Origin of the sequence: Halorubrum ezzemoulense DSM 17463 (assembly GCF_002114285.1) — an archaeon.
Lineage (GTDB): Archaea > Halobacteriota > Halobacteria > Halobacteriales > Haloferacaceae > Halorubrum > Halorubrum ezzemoulense.
In genome coordinates, this window is the sequence record NZ_NEDJ01000035.1 from 15,417 (window position 1) to 34,449 (window position 19,033).

General features: G+C 69.6%; 14 protein-coding genes. 11 read left to right on the forward strand and 3 right to left on the reverse strand.

Annotation, left to right across the window (positions count from 1 at the left end):
- The first annotated feature begins 14 nt into the window (after positions 1 to 14).
- Positions 15 to 5,060, forward strand: coding sequence for a DNA polymerase II large subunit (gene polC / locus B9H04_RS10670; RefSeq protein ID WP_049932259.1), 5,046 nt, complete (start codon positions 15 to 17; stop codon positions 5,058 to 5,060).
- A gap of 55 nt (positions 5,061 to 5,115) precedes the next feature.
- On the opposite strand, the gene B9H04_RS10675 is transcribed toward polC, so the two are convergent.
- On the reverse strand, positions 5,116 to 5,757 hold the full coding sequence (locus B9H04_RS10675) for a bifunctional 4-hydroxy-2-oxoglutarate aldolase/2-dehydro-3-deoxy-phosphogluconate aldolase (RefSeq protein ID WP_049932261.1): 642 nt from the start codon (positions 5,755 to 5,757) through the stop codon (positions 5,116 to 5,118).
- 194 nt (positions 5,758 to 5,951) lie between these two features.
- Between B9H04_RS10675 and B9H04_RS10680 the strand changes: the two genes are divergently transcribed.
- The 6 genes from B9H04_RS10680 to rpsJ all read left to right on the forward strand — a co-directional run bounded on the left by B9H04_RS10680 (position 5,952) and on the right by rpsJ (position 11,829).
- Positions 5,952 to 8,141, forward strand: coding sequence for an elongation factor EF-2 (locus B9H04_RS10680; protein WP_049932262.1), 2,190 nt, complete (start codon positions 5,952 to 5,954; stop codon positions 8,139 to 8,141).
- 182 nt (positions 8,142 to 8,323) lie between these two features.
- Positions 8,324 to 8,479, forward strand: a complete 156-nt coding sequence (locus B9H04_RS18700; RefSeq protein WP_155120042.1) for a hypothetical protein — start codon at positions 8,324 to 8,326, stop codon at positions 8,477 to 8,479.
- The gene (locus tag B9H04_RS10685; protein WP_049932264.1) at positions 8,476 to 9,093 is read left to right on the forward strand and encodes an amino acid-binding protein; all 618 of its coding nucleotides are present in this window, start codon (positions 8,476 to 8,478) and stop codon (positions 9,091 to 9,093) included. Before B9H04_RS18700 ends, B9H04_RS10685 begins: the two co-directional genes overlap by 4 nt.
- Entirely contained in the window at positions 9,090 to 10,085 is a 996-nt protein-coding gene (locus B9H04_RS10690; protein WP_085682691.1) for a homoserine dehydrogenase, read from the forward strand. The genes B9H04_RS10685 and B9H04_RS10690 overlap by 4 nt, the downstream gene beginning before the upstream one ends.
- 166 nt (positions 10,086 to 10,251) lie before the next feature.
- On the forward strand, positions 10,252 to 11,517 hold the full coding sequence (gene tuf / locus B9H04_RS10695; RefSeq protein ID WP_085682692.1) for a translation elongation factor EF-1 subunit alpha: 1,266 nt from the start codon (positions 10,252 to 10,254) through the stop codon (positions 11,515 to 11,517).
- Positions 11,518 to 11,520: 3 nt separating this feature from the next.
- The gene (gene rpsJ, locus B9H04_RS10700) at positions 11,521 to 11,829 is read left to right on the forward strand and encodes a 30S ribosomal protein S10 (RefSeq protein WP_004048854.1); all 309 of its coding nucleotides are present in this window, start codon (positions 11,521 to 11,523) and stop codon (positions 11,827 to 11,829) included.
- Positions 11,830 to 11,927: 98 nt separating this feature from the next.
- Here rpsJ and B9H04_RS10705 read toward each other — a convergent pair whose 3' ends face one another.
- Complete coding sequence (locus tag B9H04_RS10705) at positions 11,928 to 12,488, reverse strand: rhomboid family intramembrane serine protease (protein ID WP_049932268.1); 561 nt, start codon at positions 12,486 to 12,488, stop codon at positions 11,928 to 11,930.
- Between the two features lie 72 nt (positions 12,489 to 12,560).
- The gene (locus B9H04_RS10710; RefSeq protein ID WP_049932269.1) at positions 12,561 to 12,863 is read right to left on the reverse strand and encodes a hypothetical protein; all 303 of its coding nucleotides are present in this window, start codon (positions 12,861 to 12,863) and stop codon (positions 12,561 to 12,563) included.
- Between the two features lie 119 nt (positions 12,864 to 12,982).
- Here B9H04_RS10710 and B9H04_RS10715 point away from each other — a divergent pair, with 119 nt between their 5' ends.
- The 4 genes from B9H04_RS10715 (at position 12,983) to B9H04_RS10730 (ending at position 18,884) form a co-directional block, all read left to right on the forward strand.
- Positions 12,983 to 14,116 carry a lysylphosphatidylglycerol synthase transmembrane domain-containing protein gene (locus B9H04_RS10715; protein WP_049932271.1) on the forward strand — a complete coding sequence of 378 codons (1,134 nt, stop codon included), beginning with the start codon at positions 12,983 to 12,985 and terminating at the stop codon, positions 14,114 to 14,116.
- Between the two features lie 30 nt (positions 14,117 to 14,146).
- The gene (locus tag B9H04_RS10720) at positions 14,147 to 15,328 is read left to right on the forward strand and encodes an alpha-1 4-glucan-protein synthase (protein ID WP_085682693.1); all 1,182 of its coding nucleotides are present in this window, start codon (positions 14,147 to 14,149) and stop codon (positions 15,326 to 15,328) included.
- 39 nt (positions 15,329 to 15,367) lie between these two features.
- On the forward strand, positions 15,368 to 16,516 hold the full coding sequence (locus B9H04_RS10725; protein WP_049932273.1) for an extracellular solute-binding protein: 1,149 nt from the start codon (positions 15,368 to 15,370) through the stop codon (positions 16,514 to 16,516).
- 64 nt (positions 16,517 to 16,580) lie between these two features.
- Entirely contained in the window at positions 16,581 to 18,884 is a 2,304-nt protein-coding gene (locus tag B9H04_RS10730; RefSeq protein WP_085682694.1) for an ArnT family glycosyltransferase, read from the forward strand.
- Positions 18,885 to 19,033: the final 149 nt, after the last annotated feature.

Consider the following 19,033-nt stretch of genomic DNA (forward strand, 5'->3'; position numbering starts at 1 on the left):
ACCCCAGAGGCCCGATGAGACCGGACGACGAGCGCTACTTCGCGCGGATCGAAGAGCGGCTCGACGAGGCGTGGGATGTCGCGGAGACGGCCAAAGAGCAGGGCCGGGACCCGGAGCCGGAGATCGAGATCCCGATCGCCCGCGACATGGCCGACCGCGTCGAGAACATCCTCGGCATCGACGGCGTCGCCGAGCGCGTCCGCGAGCTGGAGGGCGAGATGTCTCGCGAGGAGGCGGCTCTGGAGCTGGTCACTGACTTCGTCGACGGCAACGTCGGTGACTACGACTCCCGCGAGGGGAAGATCGAGGGGGCGGTCCGGACCGCGGTCGCGCTGCTCACCGAGGGGGTCGTCGCCGCGCCGATCGAGGGGATCGACCGCGTCGAGCTGTTGGAGAACGACGACGGCACGGAGTTCGTCAACGTCTACTACGCCGGTCCGATCCGCTCGGCGGGCGGGACGGCGCAGGCGCTGTCCGTGCTCGTCGCCGACTACGCCCGGTCGCTGCTCGACGTCGACGAGTACAAGCCCCGCGACGTGGAGGTCGAGCGCTACGCCGAGGAGATCGCCCTCTACGACAAGGACACCGGGCTCCAGTACACGCCGAAGGACAAGGAGTCGAAGTTCATCGCCAAGCACATCCCCGTCATGCTCGACGGGGAGGCGACGAGCGACGAGGAGGTCTCGGGGTTCCGCGACCTCGAACGCGTCGACACCAACTCCGCGCGCGGCGGGATGTGCCTCGTCGCCGCCGAGGGGATCGCGCTGAAGGCCCCGAAGATCCAGCGGTACACCCGTGACCTCGAGGAGGTCGACTGGCCGTGGCTCCAGGACCTGATCGACGGGACGATCGGGAAAGACGGGGCGGGCGACGGGGGCGCCGCGGCCGACGAGGACACCGAGAGCGGCACGGGAGACGGTGACGGCGACGCCGAAGCCGACGACGCGGCGGACACCGAGGGAGACGAGAGCGCGGCCGACGACGCGGCCGGACCGCCGCGGGCCGACCCCTCACAGAAGTTCCTCCGCGACCTCATCGCGGGGCGGCCCGTGTTCACCCACCCGAGCGAGGCTGGCGGCTTCCGACTCCGGTACGGCCGGGCGCGCAACCACGGCTTCGCGACCGGCGGCGTCCACCCCGCCACGATGCACATCGTCGACGACTTCCTCGCGGCCGGCACGCAGATCAAGACCGAGCGGCCGGGGAAGGCGCACGGCGTCGTCCCGGTCGACTCCATCGAGGGCCCCACGGTCCGGCTCGCGAACGGCGAGGTCCGCCGGATCGACGACCCCGAGGAGGCGAAGGAGCTCCGCAACGGCGTCGAGAAGGTCCTCGACCTGGGCGAGTACCTCGTCAACTACGGGGAGTTCGTCGAGAACAACCACCCGCTCGCGCCCGCCTCGTACGCCCCCGAGTGGTGGGTCCAGGAGTTCGAGGCGGCCGGCGCCGACGTCCGCGCGCTCCGCGACGACCCGCACGTCGACCTCGAACACCCCGGTGTCGACCGGGCGCTCTCGTGGGCGCGCGAGCACGACTGCCCGCTCCACCCCGAGTACACCTACCTCTGGCACGACGTGTCGGTCGACGCGTTTGCGGCGCTCGCCGACGCGATCGCGGCTGGCGAGGTCGTCGAGGGCGTCCTTGCGATCGAGCGCACGGATCAGGTCCAAGACACGCTGGAGTCGCTGCTGATCGAACACGCGGCGACCCCGGACGCCCTCCGGATCCCGACGTGGCGGCCGCTCGCGCGGTCGCTCGGGATCGACGACGGCCTCCGGAAAGAGTGGGACCCCGCGGACCTTTCCCCCGCGGCCCGGGAGTACGCCGACGGCGAGAACGCGATCCGCGCGGTCAACGAGGTCGCCCCCTTCGAAGTGCGCGAGCGGGCCCCCACCCGCATCGGTAACCGGATGGGACGCCCCGAGAAGTCGGAGAGCCGCGACCTCTCGCCGGCGGTCCACACCCTCTTCCCGATCAACGAGGCGGGCGGCCCCCAGCGCGACGTCGCCAAGGCCGCGAACGTGATGGACGACACCGGCCGGCGGGGGCGACACGAACTGGAGGTCTCCGACCGCGTCTGCCCGGACTGCGGCGAGCACACCTACGCCGCGCTGTGCCCCGACTGCGAGACGCACACCGAACCGCACTACGAGTGTAACGACTGCGGCACCGTCTGCGAGCCCGACGAGGCCGGCCGCGTCGAGTGCCCGAACTGCGAGTGGGAGGTGACGGCCGCGGGGTATCAGGAGGTCGACGTCAACGACGCGTACCGCACCGCCTTGGAGACGGTCGGCGAGCGCGAGTCTGCCTTCGAGATCCTGAAGGGGGTACAGGGGCTCACCTCGCGGAACAAGACGCCGGAGCCGATCGAGAAGGGCGTCCTCCGCGCGAAGAACGGCGTCACGTCGTTCAAGGACGGAACGGTCCGGTACGACATGACCGACCTCCCGGTCACCGCGGTCCGGCCCGAGGAGCTCGACGTCACCGCCGACCACTTCCGCGAGCTCGGCTACGAGACCGATATTGACGGCGAGCCGCTGCGCCACGACGACCAGGTGGTCGAACTGCGCGTCCAGGACATCGTCCTCTCGGACGGCGCGGCCGAGCACATGCTCAAGACCGCCGACTTCGTCGACGACCTCCTCGAACAGTTCTACGGGCTCGACCGCTTCTACGAGGTGAACGAGCGCGACGACCTCGTCGGCGAGCTCGTCTTCGGGATGGCGCCCCACACGAGCGCCGCGACTGTTGGGAGAGTGGTAGGTTTCACGTCGGCCGCGGTCGGATACGCTCATCCGTACTTTCACGCCGCGAAACGGCGGAACTGCTTCCACCCGGAGACGAAAATCTGGTACGAGGACGAAGCCGGAAAGTGGCACTACGACCCCATCGAGACACTCGTTGAGGACCGACTTGACGCCGAAACGGCTGAAGAGGACGACTTCGGGACGCTTGTCCAGAAACTCGATGACGATGTGTATGTACCGTCCGTAACTGAGGATGGCGAGAAAACGCTCCAACGGGCTGAAGCACTCTCGAAGCATCCTTCGCCTGACCACCTCGTCCGCGTCGAAACAAAGAGTGGACAGGAGCTGACGGTGACGCCCGACCACTCGATGCGTCGGTGGACCGGCGATGGAATCGAGCGCGTGTCGGCCCGAGAATTAACCACGGAAGATGCGCTCCCTGCGCCGAAACAGATCTCGGTTGACGGGGAAACAGCGACGTTCGACCTGCTCGCGGAATTCCTCGACGCGGACGCCGTTTCGAACGACGACCTGATGATCCGAGGGCTCGGCGAATCTAATCTCAAACAACTCCTCGATGATGCGACAGACGCCGAGAACTACCTGAAGCCTGTTGCGGAACTCCTCGACGTTAGTCAGTCGACGGTGTACAACTGGGTGTCTCGCGACAGCATCTCGGCCGGCGTTCTGATCGAACTGTACGACTGCGACACTGTCGTCGAACGCGTTCCCACCGACGTGACACTTGGAATCCGTCGAGACAGCGCTTCGATTTCGCGTCAGTTCGATGTCGACGAGACGGTCGGCACGATGCTCGGATACTACGCTGCAGAAGGGTTCACCCGGCAGGAGGCTGGGTCATTTTACCAGACGACAATCTGTACGCCGGACGACGTGCCACGCGACGAGATCATTGACGTCTTTGACGACGTATTTGACGTTGAGGCGTTCGAGGAGAACGAATGGAAGATTACTGTTTCCAGTCGCCTCGTCACGACGCTGTTCTCGGATGTTCTTGACGCCGGGAGTCGTGCGGAGACGAAACTAATCCCGGACTGCGTGCTCTCCGCACCGGACTCGATTCTCCGAACGTTCCTCGCGGCGTACTTCTCTGGCGACGGAAGCACGTCTAGCGAACGCGTCGAGGTTCGCGCACATACGGTGAGCGACGACCTACAGTCCGACCTAACCGCAGCCCTCAAGCGGTTCGGTATCGCTACGAAAGTGTATCGCGAGGAGCGTACCCCGAAGACGGGTGCGGTGGCCGAGTTCTACGACGGCGAGCAGTCGTTCGAATCCTGGGTCCTCAAGATCACATCACAGAACGCCGTGCGGTTCGCCGACCGAGTCGGCTTCCATCTCGGCCGCAAGGACGAGACGCTTACTGACGTGCTGGACCGCGTCGATACCCGAACACAGCGACTCTTCGGTGACGGAGGCGACGTTTGGGTTGACGAAGTCGTCTCTGTCGAGATGGTCCAGTCCGACATCGAATTCACATACTGTCTGACTGTTGAGGAGACAAACACGCTCGTCGCGAACGACGTGTACTCCGGTCAGTGTGACGGTGACGAGGACTGCGTGATGCTGCTTATGGACGGACTGCTCAACTTCTCGAAAGAATTTCTGCCCGATCAGCGCGGCGGGCGGATGGACGCGCCGCTGGTGATGTCCTCGCGAATCGACCCCTCCGAGATCGACGACGAGGCGCACAACGTCGACATCGTGCGGGAGTACCCCAAAGAGCTGTACGAGGCGTCCCGAGAGATGGCCGACCCGGAGGCGGTCGAGGAGCTGATCCAGATCGGCGAGGACACGCTCGGCACCGACGACGAGTACCACGGGTTCGACCACACCCACGACACCACCGACATCGCGATGGGACCGGACCTCTCGGCGTACAAGACGCTCGGCGACATGATGGAGAAGATGGACGCCCAGCTGGAGCTGGCCCGGAAGCTCCGCGCGGTCGACGAGACCGACGTGGCGGAGCGGGTGATCGAGTACCACTTCCTGCCGGACATCATCGGGAACCTCCGGGCGTTCTCGCGGCAGGAAACGCGCTGTCTCGACTGCGGCGAAAAGTACCGGCGGATGCCGCTGACGGGCGAGTGCCGCGAGTGCGGCGGCCGCGTGAACCTCACCGTCCACGAGGGGTCGGTGAGCAAGTACGTCGACACCGCCATCGAGGTGGCGGAGCGGTTCGACTGCCGGCCCTACACGAAACAGCGGCTGAAGGTGTTAGACCAGTCGTTAGAGTCGATCTTCGAGGACGACACGAACAAGCAGTCCGGCATCGCGGACTTCATGTGAGGTGGGGGGAGCGGCCGCGGGTCGAGCGGGCCTCACCGCGCCGGACCCTCGGGGTTCAGTCGCCGCGCGCTTCCTCGACCACCCGCGTGAACTCGCGGGCGGTCTCGGTGATGACCTCGTAGTCGCCGCGCTCGGCGGCGTCGTAGTCGACGAGCGCGCCGCCCGCGCCGACCGCGAACGCGCCCGCCTCGACGTACTCCGCGGCGTTGTCCGGGCTGACGCCGCCGGTCGGCATCATCGGAATCTGGCCGAGCGGCCCCTTCATCGCGCCGAGGTGGGCCGGCCCGACCGTCTTCGCGGGGAACACCTTCACGAAGTCGGCGCCCGCCTCGTAGCCGCGGACCGCCTCCGTCGGCGTCATCACGCCGGGTGCGCTGACCGCGCCGTAGCGGTTACACGTCTCGATGACGTCCTCGTGGAGGCTCGGCGAGACGACGAACTCGGCGCCCGCCATCAGCGTCGTCCGGGCGGTCTCGCTGTCGAGGACGGTACCGGTGCCGACGACGACCTCGTCGTCGAAGGAGGCGGTCACCTCGTCGATGAGGTCCGCGACGTTCGGCGTGTCGGCGGTGATCTCGACGGCGGTGACGCCGCCTTCGCGGAGCGCCTCCGCGATCTCGATGAGCTGGTCGGCGGGCACCCCGCGGAGCACCGCGACGACGCCGCTGTCGACGAGCCGTGAGAGCGTCTCGTTCATACTCACCGTTTCCCGAGTCGGCCCTTAAAACCGCGCCGATGCCCGCTCCGCCGGGGTCTCGACCCGGGCGCCCGCGGCGGTCGTTCCGTGACACTGTGCGACACGAAATCGCCGGGGATCGGGGGTGATCCCCGGCGAATCGGCCGCGACGAAACACTACCCTTTTGACCCTCCTTTCGGTAACACTCGGTATAATGGGCCGACGCAAGAAGATCGTTCAGGAATGTGAGCGGCTGATGGACAACCCGGAGCACATCCGGAACATCGCCATCGCCGCCCACGTCGACCACGGGAAGACGACGCTGTCTGACAACCTGCTGGCGGGCGCCGGGATGATCTCCGAGGACACCGCGGGCGAGCAGCTCGCGATGGACACGAAGGAGGACGAGCAGGAGCGCGGGATCACCATCGACGCGGCGAACGTCTCGATGACCCACGAGTACGAGGACACCAACCACCTCATCAACCTCATCGACACCCCGGGCCACGTGGACTTCGGGGGCGACGTCACTCGCGCGATGCGCGCGGTCGACGGCGCGCTGGTGGTCGTCGACGCCGTCGAGGGCGCGATGCCCCAGACGGAGACGGTGCTCCGACAGGCGCTCCGCGAGGGCGTGAAGCCGACGCTGTTCATCAACAAGGTCGACCGCCTCATCTCGGAGCTCCAGGAGGGGCCCCAGGAGATGCAAGAGCGGCTGATGTCGGTCATCGCCGACGTCAACGAGCTCATCCGCGGGATGGCCGAGAACATGGACGACATCCCCGAGGACTGGACCGTCTCCGTCGAGGACGGCACGGTCGGCTTCGGCTCCGCGCTGTACAAGTGGGGCGTCTCGATGCCCTCGATGCAGCGGACCGGCATGGACTTCGGCGACATCATGGAGCTCGAACAGAACGACAAGCGGCAGGAGCTCCACGAGCGGACGCCGCTGTCTGACGTCGTGCTCGACATGGTCTGCGAACACTTCCCGAACCCGGTCGACGCGCAGCCCCGCCGCGTCCCGCGCATCTGGCGCGGTGACCCGGACACCGAGCTGGCCGAGGGGATGCAGCTGGTCGACGAGGACGGCGACGTCGTCTTCATGGTTACCGACATCTCCATGGACCCGCACGCGGGCGAGATCGCGACTGGCCGCGTCTTCTCCGGCACGCTGGAGAAGGGCCAGGAGCTGTACGTCTCCGGCACGGCCGGGAAGAACCGCATCCAGAGCGTGGGGCTCTTCATGGGGTCCGAACGCGAGGAGGTGGACCGTGTCCCGGCGGGGAACATCGCGTCCGTCACCGGACTGCGTGACGCCATCGCCGGCTCCACCGTCTCCTCGGTTGAGATGACGCCGTTCGAGTCGATCGAACACATCTCCGAGCCGGTCATCACGAAGTCCGTCGAGGCGCAGAACATGGACGACCTGCCGAAGCTCATCGAGACGCTCCAGCAGGTCGCCAAGGAGGACCCGACGATCCAGATCGAGATCAACGAGGACACCGGCGAGCACCTGATCAGCGGGCAGGGTGAGCTCCACCTCGAAGTGATCACCCAGCGGATTCGCGACAACCAGGGCATCCCGGTCATCACCGGCGAACCGATCGTCGTGTTCCGCGAGCAGCCCCAGGAGTCCTCTCGCGAGGTGGAGGGGCAGTCGCCGAACCGCCACAACAAGTTCTACATCACCGTCGAGCCGATGGACCAGGAGATCGTCGACGCCATCCAGCTCGGCGAGGTCTCGATGGACATGCCCGAACTGGAGCGCCGCGAGGCGCTACAGGAGGCCGGCATGGACAAGGACACCTCCCAGAACGTCGAGGACATCCACCGGACCAACATCCTCATCGACGACACGAAGGGGATCCAGCACCTCAACGAGACGATGGAGCTCGTCTTGGAGGGGCTTCAGGAGGCGCTCGACGACGGTCCGCTGGCCGCCGAGCCGGTCCAGGGGTCGCTGTTCCGACTCCACGACGCGAAGCTCCACGAGGACACCATCCACCGCGGTCCGGCGCAGGTCATCCCGGCGGTCCGCGACGCGGTCCACCGCTCGCTGATCGACGGCGAGGTCCGCCTGCTCGAACCGATCCAGGACGTCCGGATCGACGTGCCCAGCGAACACATGGGCGCGGCCTCCGGCGAGATCCAGGGTCGTCGCGGCCGCGTCGACGACATGTACCAGGAGGGCGACCTCATGGTCGTCGAGGGCATCGCGCCCGTCGAGGAGATGATCGGGTTCTCCTCCGACATCCGCTCGGCCACCGAGGGCCGCGCCTCGTGGAACACCGAGAACGCGGGCTTCCGCGTCCTCGTCGATAATCTCCAGCGCGAGAAGATCATGGAGATCCGCGAGCGCAAGGGGATGAAGCTCGAACTGCCGCAGTCGATCGACTACTTCTAAGTCGACGACGCGGTCCGCGGTCTCTGCGGTCAACTTCTCTCTCGCGTCTTCCGGCTGAGAGCCCCGACGCCGTCGATCGCGGCAGACCTCCCCGAACCGTGCGCCGCGTTGACAGGCACGGAAGCGAGGCAACGCCTGCCAGCGCCGAAGGCTTATACCGGATCGTCCGACTCCGTTCGGGTATGCAGACGGGCACGACTCCCCCCCGGCGCACCGCGACGGAGCCACCGAGCGACCGCTCCACGTCGGGGACAGGAGCGCGTCCGCGGACGGGCGATCCGGACTCGACCGGCCGCGATGAAGCCGGGCGCGGCGCGGCGCCGGAGGTGGCGCCGTGAGCGACCGTCGCGACGGGGCGCCGGAGGCCGCGCTCGACGCGGAGGCGGGCGTCGACGAGCCCGACTCGGGAGCGTCGCCCGACGGCGGCCACGCCTCGACGGCGGTCTCGACGCACACGGTCAGGCTGGAGCTGGTCGACGAGCCCGGGCAGCTGCTCGCCGCGCTCCACCCGATCGCCGACAACGGCGGGAACCTCCTGTCGATCTACCACGAGCGCGGGAACAAGACGCCCCGCGGCCGGATCCCGGTCGAGGTCGACTTCGAGGCGACGCCGGACCGGTTCGAGGAGATTGTCGACGCGCTCCGTAGCGAGGGCGTGAACGTGATGCAGGCCGGCACGGAGCGGTACGCCGAGGAGGTGACGCTGCTCCTCTTCGGCCACCTCATCGACACCGACCTCTCCGACACGCTCTCGAGCATCGAGGCCTGCGAGTCGGCGTCGGTCGCCGACGTGTCGCTCGCGGCCCCGCAGGGCACCGAGGAGGTGTCGAGCGCGCGGCTCCGGCTCGAAGCCCGGGCCGGCGAGACGGACGCGGCGCTCGCCGCGGTCCGCGACCTCGCCGCGGAGAAGGACCTCCGCGTCGTTGAGCCACTCACGGGGGTGGAGGCGTGAGACTCGCCGTGATCGGTGCGGGCGCCGTCGGGCGCTCCGTCGTCGAGTTGGCGGGCGAACACGGCCACGAGGTCGTCGCGGTCGCCGACTCGTCGACCGCGATCGTCGCGGACGGGACGGGCGGTTCCGGCGGAGAGGCCGTCGGCGTCGACCCCGACGCGGTCGTGGCGCGGAAGGCGGAACGGGGGATCGTCGGCGACGACGACCCGGCAGACGCGCTGGCGGCCGACTACGACGTCCTCGTGGAGGCGACGCCGACGACGCTCGGCGACGCCGAGCCGGGCTTCTCGCACGTGACGACCGCCTTAGAGCGCGACCGCCACGCGGTCCTCGCGAACAAGGGCCCCGTCGCGGAGCGGTACGGCGACCTGCGGGCGGCCGTCGGCGACAGCGACGGCCAGACCCGGTTCGAGGCGACCGTGGGTGGCGCGATCCCCGCAGTGTCGACCGTCGAGGACATCGAGCCCGGCCACGTCACGGCGGTCCGGGGCGTGCTCAACGGGACGGCGAACTTCATCCTGACGCGGATGGCCGCCGAGGGACTGGACTACGACCACGTGCTCGCGGAGGCGCAGGACCTCGGCGTCGCGGAGGCGGACCCCTCCTTCGACGTGGACGGCACCGACGCGGCGCTGAAGTGCGTCATCCTCGCAAACGTGCTCTCGTTCGGCGCGGTCGACGACCCCGCCGACGCCCGGGAGTTCACGCTCGAAGACGCCGACGTCTCGGGGATCCGCGACGTGCCCGGCTCCGCGCTCCGCCTCGCGGCCGAGGACGGGCGGACGGTCCGGCTGATCGGCGAGGCGACGGGCGAGACCGTCCGCGTCGCGCCGCGGCTCGTCCCCGAGAACGGCACGCTCGCGGTCTCGGGGACGCAGAACATCGTCCAGATCGAGACCTCCCACGCCGGCCGGCTCAACATCTCCGGCCGCGGCGCAGGCGGCCCCGAGACCGCGAGCGCGGTCCTCGGCGACGTGGGCCGGCTGGAGTAGCCGACGCCCGACTCGCCCACCGACGGTCTCCGTGCGGCCGTGTGGCGTGCCCCGGGTTGTCGAGAATCGCAAGACGGCGGCACGATACTCTGTGGGCCGTATCGAAACCGTTTTAGTGGAATCAACCGAAACTTACTCACAGAGCGCCTTAGCGCGTGATTACCCCATGAGTGACAAACCGCACCAGAACCGGGCCATTATCGGCCACGTCGACCACGGCAAGAGTACGCTCGTGGGTCGCCTCCGCTTCGAGACGGGGAGCGTCCCCGAGCACGTAATCGAGCAGCACCGCGAGGAAGCCGAAGAGAAGGGCAAGGGCGGCTTCGAGTTCGCCTACGTGATGGACAACCTCGCCGAGGAGCGCGAGCGCGGCGTCACGATCGACATCGCCCACCAGGAGTTCGACACCGACGAGTACTACTTCACCATCGTCGACTGTCCGGGCCACCGTGACTTCGTGAAGAACATGATCACGGGCGCCTCGCAGGCCGACAACGCGGTGCTCGTCGTCGCGGCCGACGACGGCGTCGCGCCCCAGACCCGCGAGCACGTGTTCCTGGCCCGCACGCTCGGGATCAACGAGCTCATCATCGGCGTCAACAAGATGGACCTCGTCGACTACAGCGAGGACTCCTACAAGGAGGTCATCAGCGAGGTCGAGGACCTGCTCAACCAGGTCCGCTTCGCGACCGACGACACCACGTTCGTGCCGATCTCGGCCTTCGAGGGCGACAACGTCGCCGAAGCGTCCGAGAACACCTCGTGGTACGACGGCCCCACCCTGCTGGAGTCGCTCAACGACCTGCCGGAGGCCGAGCCGCCGACGGACGCGCCGCTCCGCCTGCCGATCCAGGACGTGTACACCATCTCCGGTATCGGGACCGTCCCCGTGGGACGCGTCGAGACCGGGATCCTCAACACCGGCGACAACGTCTCCTTCCAGCCGTCCGACGTGGGCGGCGAGGTGAAGACGGTCGAGATGCACCACGAAGAGGTGCCCAAGGCCGAGCCCGGCGACAACGTCGGATTCAACGTCCGCGGCATCGGCAAGGACGACATCCGCCGCGGCGACGTCTGTGGCCCGGCCGACGACCCGCCGAGCGTCGCCGAGACGTTCCAGGCCCAGGTCGTCGTCATGCAGCACCCGTCGGTCATCACGGCCGGCTACACCCCGGTCTTCCACGCCCACACGGCGCAGGTCGCCTGTACGATCGAGTCCATCGATCAGAAGATCGACCCCTCGTCCGGTGAGGTCGCCGAGGAGAACCCGGACTTCATCAAGTCCGGCGACGCGGCGGTCGTCACCGTGCGTCCCCAGAAGCCGCTCAGCATCGAGCCGTCCGGCGAGATTCCGGAACTCGGCAGCTTCGCCATCCGCGACATGGGTCAGACCATCGCGGCCGGCAAGGTGCTGGACGTCAACGAGCGATAATCGATGCAGCAGGCACGCGTCCGCCTCGCCGGCACGAGCCCCGAGGACCTCGACGACATCTGCGACGACGTCCGCGAGATCGCGGACTCGACGGGAGTCGCCCTGTCGGGCCCGATCCCGCTGCCGACGAAGACGCTCGAGATCCCGTCGCGCAAGTCCCCGGACGGTGAGGGGACGGCGACGTGGGAGCACTGGGAGATGCGCGTCCACAAGCGTCTGATCGACATCGACGCCGACGAACGCGCGCTCCGCCAGCTCATGCGCGTCCAAGTGCCGAACGACGTCAGCATCGAGATCGTTCTCGAAGACTGAGCGCTAGGGCGTTTCTCTTTCACCCCTTTCGTTTTTCACACCGCCTAGCCCCGGCGCCGTCGATCGCGGCCCGCGCCCACCGTCCGGTCCGGTTCCGGTCACCGCGCGTCGAGCAGGCCGACGCGTCCGGCGACGAGCCCGCAGAACGCCCCGGTCGCGTGCGCGATCAGCGCGACGCCCGGCGCGGCCGTCGTCGCGGTGAGGACGACGGCGACGAGCCCGAACAGGACCAGTTGGACTCGCGGCGAGAGGCGCAGGCGGTCGAACAGCGTCTCGCTCACGACGTTTCCCGCGAGGAGGTAGCCGCCGAGCGCGAACACCGCGCCGCTGATCCCCAACACGGCGACCGGCGGGCCGAGTAGGCTCCCGAGGGTCACCTGCGCGAGGCCCGCGAGCGCGCCCGTCGTGACCACGAACGCGTGGAAGCGGGCGCGGGTCGTCCGGCGCTCGACCAGGGGCCCGACGAGCAGCAGCGCGAGGGCGTTCGCCAGCAGGTGGCCGACGGAGCCGTGCGCGTACACGCTCGTGACGAGCGTCCAGGGAGCGACGGCGACGGGGGTCGACAGCGCGAACAGTCCGGCGAGGCCGACGACGCCGAGGAGGGCCTGCGCGGCGCCGACGAGGAGGGCGACGCCGAGCGTTTCGAGAGTGGCGCGCATCGGCCGGGCGTTGGGCCCAGGCGGTGAAAAGGCTGTGCGGCCCGGTCGCTCGCGGCCCGTCCGCGGTGCGGCTCAGATGACGTCGTCGGGGTCGTGGACGCGGGCCATCCGCGTCGCCTCGGCGGCGTAGCGCTCGCGGTCGTCGGGGTCGTCGACGGCTCCGACGTTCGACGGCGCCGCGTCGACGGCGGCCGTGGTGTCGCGCACGTCCGTGAAAGAGGTGAGCGCGCGCTCCTTGCGGAAGTAGCGCTCGCCGTCCGGCGTCGCGTACGTGAGGATCACCATGTTCTGCTCGTCGTCGGAGTACGTGCGCTCGACGAGCCACATCCGCACGTCCTCGGTCGCAGCGCCGGCGTCTGCCTCGTTCGCGCTCATGCGTAGTTGTTCGATTGCCGCGAACAAACGTGTTGCGTCGCGCCGGGTCCGGCCCGCCCCGCCGGTTCGCCTCCGCGAACCGCCAGCGTTATGTTCTTTAGGGCGACCTAAATAATCGTATGCGACCGCGAACCGCCGCCGCTCGACTCCGCGAGCGCCTCTCCCGGCTCCGAGCGCGCGTCCCTCGGGGGTCGCTCGCGGTCGCGGGAACCGTCCTCGTCCTCGCGATCGGCGGCGCGGTGTTGACGCGGACCCTCGACCTCGCCGCCGTCGTCGACGCGGTCGCGACCGCGGACCCGGTCTACGTCGCCGCCGCGCTCGTCGCGTACCTGTCGTCGTGGCCCGTCCGCGGCCGGCGGTACGGCGACGTGCTCGGGCCGATGGGACACCGGTGTCGCACGGCGTTCCTCACGGCGACCGTGTTCGCGAGCCAGACCGCGAACCTGATCGTCCCCGCCCGGGCCGGCGACGGGGTGCGCGCGTACCTGCTGAACGACCGCCGTGAGGTCCCCTACGCTACCGGCGTCGCATCGCTGGCGGTCGAGCGCGCCTTCGACCTGATCGCGCTCGGCGCGCTCGGCGGCGCCGCGCTCGCCGTCCGCCTCGCCGGGGGGCGGGTCGTCGCGCCCGACGGCTCCGGTCGGGTGCTCGTCGTCGCCGGGGGCACTGCGATCGCGGCCGCGCTGCTCTCGGCGCTCACCGTCGTCGTCGCTCGGAGCGACCGGCAGTTCGGTCCGGCCCTCCGCGATCGCGCTGCGGGATCCCGGCTCGCCCGAGCCGTCGACGCGGCGGTCCGGTTCGGCGCCGCCGTCCGCGTCGTCGCCGCGGACGCGGGCGCGCTCGTTCGGGTGTCGCTCGCGAGCGGCGTCGTGTGGGCGCTCGACGTCGCGACCGCTGTTTTCGTCCTCGCGGCCCTCGTGGGCGGGTTCGGCGGGGCCGTCGATCCGGTCGCGCTCGCCGTCGTCGGGACGCTTGCCGTCTCGGCCGGGAACCTCGCGAAGGTGCTGCCGCTCTCGCAGGGCGGGATCGGGCTGTACGAGGCGGCGTTCACAGGGATCGTCGTCGCCGCGACGCCGATCTCCGCCGAGGTCGCGCTCGCCGCGGCGGCCCTCGACCACGCGCTGAAGAACGCCGTCACGCTCGCCGGCGGCGGCGCCGTCGCGGCCGCGTTCGACCTGTCGCCGACGCGCGCTCCCGACGAGTCGGAGCGGGAACCCGACGCGACCGCGACGCAGCCGACGACGGACCGCTAAACTTTTAGGCCAGCCTAAAAACTAACGCGTATGACGGCTACCGCCCCGAGCGGCGACGGCTCGGATATGTGCGTCATCGTTCCGACGATCAGAGAGTACGAGTGCCTCCGCGCGTACGTCGCCAACGCCCGCGAGCACGGGTTCGACGTCTCGCGGCTCCACTTCGTCCTCGTCACCGAGGACTTCTGCGAGACCGACGAGATGCGCGCGATGCTCGACGACCTCGACGTCTCCGGCGAGGTGTTCGACGGCAGCCGCCGCGAGGAGTGGTACGAGGCCAACGGCGTCGCGGAGTACGGCCACGTCGTCCCGGCGGCGAGCCACGCCGAGACGAGCTTCGGCCTGCTGTACATGTGGGCCGACGAGTCGTTCGACTACGGCGTCTTCATCGACGACGACACGCTCCCGCACGACGACGTCGACTACTTCGGTCGACACATGGCGAACCTCGCGTTCGGCGGCGAAATCGAGCGCGTGCGCTCCGACGAGGACTGGGTGAACGTCCTCTACGACAACGCCGACGAGCACGGCCTCTACCCGCGCGGCTACCCGTACTCGGCGATGGACGAGACCGTCGAGACCGACGCGGTCGACGTCGAGGCCGGTGAGGTTGTCGCCTCGCAGGGGCTGTGGACGAACGTCCCCGACCTCGACGCGGTCCGGATCCTGATGGACGGCGACCTAGAGGGCCAGGCGCAGACGCGGACGACCGCCGACGACTTCGGCGGCGACTTCGTCGCCGCGCGCGGCAACTACCTCACCGTCTGCTCGATGAACCTCGCGTTCCGCCGCGAGGTGATCCCGGCGTTCTACCAGCTGCCGATGGACGACAACGAGTGGGACGTGGGGCGGTTCGACGACATCTGGTCGGGGCTGTTCTTAAAGCGCGCCTGCGACGTGCTCGGCAAGCGCATCTACAACGGCGACCCGCTCTGTGAACACAACAAGGCCCCGCGCTCGACGTTCGACGACCTCGCGAACGAGGTGGCCGGGCTGGAGCTGAACGAGCACGTCTGGGAGGTCGTCGACGAGGCGGGCGCCGACGCCGACTCGTACGCGGCGGTCTTCGACGCGATGGCCGACGCGCTCGCCGAGGGCGACTTCGACGAGTGGAACAACGGCGCGTTCCTCAACCACTGCGGCGAGTACATGCGCGACTGGCTCGACTGCCTCGACGCGATCCGGCGGACGCCGGCGCCCGCGGACGACTGAACCGACACGACTAAAACCATTTAGGCAAGCCTAAAACACATGACGACCCACGAATCCGACGCACGAGACGGGCGCGACGTTCGACGGCGGAAGTTCCTCGCGGCGGCCGGCGCGGTCGGCGTCGCGGGGGTCGCCGGCTGTACGGGGAGCGACGATCAAGACGGCTCCGACGGCGGCGACGGCGGACCGGCGATCGGGCAGATCGGTTCCGGTCGCGCCGGGCGCGACGCCCCCGGCGGGACGCCGATGGCGGAGATGCCGGCGCTGGAGGGCGAACTCACCGTCTACTCCGGCCGCGGCGAGTTCCTCGTCGGCGACCTCGTCGGCTACATCGACGACCTGTACGACGACCTCGACCTGACCGTTCGGTACAACAGCTCGACCGACCACGTGAACGCGATCATCAACGAGGGCGAGGGGTCGCCGGCCGACGTGTTCTACTCGGTGAACGCTGGCTCGCTCGGCGCGCTCGCCGACGCGGGACGCACGCAGGCGCTCCCCGACGACGTGACCGGGAAGGTCCGGGGGGAGTTCCACACCGAGCAGTGGGTCGGCACCTCCGGGCGCGCCCGGACGGTCCCGTACAACACCGAGTCGGTCTCCGAAGACGGGCTCCCGGACGACATCATGGCGTACCCCGACGAGTTCGAGGGCGACCTCGGCTGGGCGCCGTCGTACGGCTCCGCGCAGGCGTTCGTCACCGCGATGCGGCTGCTGGAGGGCGAGGAGGCCACCCGCGAGTGGCTCGAAGCGATGGTCGAGCGCGGCGCCGCGACGTACCCGGACGAGTTCCGCGCGTGTCAGGAGATCGCCGACGGCGAGATCGACGCCGCGTTCACCAATCACTACTACATCCAGCGCGTGCTCGACGGGAACCCGGAGGCCCCGATCGCGACCTCCTTCACGCAGGGCGACGCGGGCGCGGTGTTCAACGTCGCGGGCGCCGCGGTCGTCGACACCGCGTCGAACGCTGACCTCGCCGCGAACTTTGTCCGCCACCTGCTGTCGGCGGAGGCGCAGGACTACTTCGCGCGCTCCACCTTCGAGTACCCGCTGATTCCGGAGGTCGAGCCGATCGGCGACCTCCCGACGATCGACGAGCTCGACGTCCCGGACATCGACCTCTCGGAGCTGTCCAACCTCGAACCGACGATCGACCTCATGCGCGACGCCGGCGTCCAGATCTGAGCCGCCGCCTCACCGCCGCGTCGCGCCGCGCGCCCGTCACGCTCACAGCCTCACTCCACCGACCGTGTCAGTTCTCCCACCGTCGCTCCGTCCCCGCCGGCTCCTCGTCCACCTCCGCCAGCGGCTCGAACGCGCCGACCGGGTGAGCCTCGCCGCGGCGCTCGTCGCCGTCGCCGCCGGCGCCCTGACGTTCGCGGTCGCCGTCACCGTCTTCTCGCACCACTCGGCGAACCACGACGAGGGCGTCTACCTCACGCAGGCCGCCCTCCTCCTCGACGGTCAGTTGGCGTTCCACGCCGGCTCGCTCGCCGATGCCGTCCACCCGTGGTTCTTCATCGAGGACGGCGGGCGGCTCTACCCGAAGTACAACCCCGTTCCCGCGGCGACGTTCGCCGTCTCGATGGCCCTGTTCGGCGAGCCGCGCGTGACTCTCGCGGTCGTCGCCGCCGGGAACGCCGCACTGGTGTACCTGCTCGGCTCCGCGGCCGCCGGTCGCCGGGCGGGCCTCGCCGCGGCCGTCCTCTTCGCCGCGTCGCCGATGGCGATCGCGACCTCCTCGGCGTTCCTTCCGTACGCGCCGACGACGCTCTTCAACCTGGTCTTCGCGGTCGCGTACCTCCGGAGCGTCCGGGACGAGTCCCTCCGGGCCGCGGGCGTCGCGGGCCTCGCGATCGGGGTCGCCTTCTTCGCGCGGCCGTACACGGCGGTGCTGTTCGCCGCCCCGTTCATCTGTCACGCGCTGTGGCGCGTCGCGTCGGCGACCCGGCGGTTCGGCGCCGAGTCCGCGGCGTCGACGCCGCGCGCGTTGGTCGACGCCGGCGTCCGCGGGCTCCCCGACCCGGTCCGCCGCCACGGGCTGACGGCGCTGTTCGGTACCCTGTTCGTCGGCGTCACGCTCGCGTACAACGCCCGGATGACGGGGTCCCCGCTCGTGTTCCCGTACCAGGTGTTCGCGCCGATGGACGGCCCCGGCTTCGGCGAGCGCCGGATCCTCGGCCACTCGGTCGACTACACGCTCGGGCTGGCGCTGGAGTCGAACGGGTACGCGCTCCGGGAGATCGCGACCCGCTGGTTCGCCGCCGGCCCGCTCGGAACGCTCGCGGCGCTCGTCGGCGGCGCGGTCGCGCTCCGCGGGTGGCGCGCGACCGGCGATCCGCGCGGACTCCTCTACGACCGGGCGGCCGACGACGCGTCCGGTACGCCCGGCTTCCGACGGACAGCGACGGCGCTGCTCGTCGGCGTCGCCGTCTCTGTCGTCGTCGGGAACCTCTACTTCTGGGGGACGCACAACGCGCTCGCCGACCTCTCGGACCCGACCGACGGGCTCGCGTCGCTGTTCGGCCCGTTCTATCACTTCGACCTGCTCGTCCCGCTGTCGGTGTTCGGCGGGCTGGCCGTCGCCGCCGCCGCCCGGGCGCTGTCCGCGGCCCGCGACCGGCTCGTCTCCCGCGGCGCCTCGGGGACGGTCGCCCGCGTGGCCCTCGCGGTCGTCGTCGCGAGCGCGGTCGTCGTCGCGGGCGTGGCCGCGGTCGACGCGGCCGCGGATCCGATCGAGCGGAACGCCGCGGTCGACGCGAAACACGAGGCCGCGTACGCGCCGTTCGACGAGACGACCTTCGAGGACGGGCTCGTCTTCGTGCCGACGCCGTACGGCGAGTGGCAGAACCACCCGTTCCAGTACCTCCGGAACGGGCCGGGGCTCGACGGCGAGGTCGTGTACGCGCTCGACCGCGACCCGGTCGAGAACTTCGCGGTGCTGGACGCGTACCCGGACCGCACCCTGTACCGCTACGGCTATCAGGGGGTCTGGACCGCGGATCCGGAGACCCGCGTCACGCCGAAGCTGGAGCCGCTCGACCGGCGCACTGGCGCTCGGATCGACGCCGAGACGACCGTCGGCGTGCCGGACCGCGTCGCCCGCGCGCAGGTCCGCGTCGACCCGCGACGGGGCGCTCCGGGCGGTCCGGACCACGTCTCCTACACGGTGAGCGATCTCGGCGACTCGCTCGCGGTCGACTGGGCGGTGACGCCAGAGGGCGTCCGGTTGCCCGGCGCGGCGGCCGCGGGCGACCCCGAGGCGGGCGACCCCGTGCCGTTCGACCCCGAGGGCGACGCGGTCGCCGTGACCGTGACGCTCGTCGACCCCGCCGGCGCGACGTTCACATACCGGCAGGAGGTGACGGTTCGGGTGACGGAGGGCAGCGAGGCGGGAGCCAGCGGCGAGCGCGTCGAGGTCGTCTGGCCGCCCGAGCGCTCGACCTGTCGGCTCGTCACGGCGTGCGGGACTGAGGGGACGTACCTCCCCGACGAGCCCGACGCCCACCCCGAGTGGGTCGTCTTCGAGACGGCCGCCGAGGCGAGCGACTAATACGTCGATATCTCACACGCAGTTGCTGGTGGATCGGTGGTGACAACCTCCAAAGCCCCAGCCGCGAGGCCGCGGTACGCTCGTTGCGCTCTTGGGTCGCTCCGCTCGCTGCGGTGCTTACGTCGCCTACCGCGGCCTCGGGGCTATCC

Bases quoted from the DNA above. Each gene is read 5' to 3' on its own strand.
- polC (WP_049932259.1), top strand. From the start codon at position 15: ATGAGACCGGACGACGAGCGCTACTTCGCGCGGATCGAAGAGCGGCTC.
- B9H04_RS10675 (WP_049932261.1), bottom strand. From the start codon at position 5,757: ATGAACGAGACGCTCTCACGGCTCGTCGACAGCGGCGTCGTCGCGGTG.
- B9H04_RS10680 (WP_049932262.1), top strand. From the start codon at position 5,952: ATGGGCCGACGCAAGAAGATCGTTCAGGAATGTGAGCGGCTGATGGAC.
- B9H04_RS18700 (WP_155120042.1), top strand. From the start codon at position 8,324: ATGCAGACGGGCACGACTCCCCCCCGGCGCACCGCGACGGAGCCACCG.
- tuf (WP_085682692.1), top strand. From the start codon at position 10,252: ATGAGTGACAAACCGCACCAGAACCGGGCCATTATCGGCCACGTCGAC.
- rpsJ (WP_004048854.1), top strand. From the start codon at position 11,521: ATGCAGCAGGCACGCGTCCGCCTCGCCGGCACGAGCCCCGAGGACCTC.
- B9H04_RS10705 (WP_049932268.1), bottom strand. From the start codon at position 12,488: ATGCGCGCCACTCTCGAAACGCTCGGCGTCGCCCTCCTCGTCGGCGCC.
- B9H04_RS10710 (WP_049932269.1), bottom strand. From the start codon at position 12,863: ATGAGCGCGAACGAGGCAGACGCCGGCGCTGCGACCGAGGACGTGCGG.
- B9H04_RS10715 (WP_049932271.1), top strand. From the start codon at position 12,983: ATGCGACCGCGAACCGCCGCCGCTCGACTCCGCGAGCGCCTCTCCCGG.
- B9H04_RS10720 (WP_085682693.1), top strand. From the start codon at position 14,147: ATGACGGCTACCGCCCCGAGCGGCGACGGCTCGGATATGTGCGTCATC.
- B9H04_RS10725 (WP_049932273.1), top strand. From the start codon at position 15,368: ATGACGACCCACGAATCCGACGCACGAGACGGGCGCGACGTTCGACGG.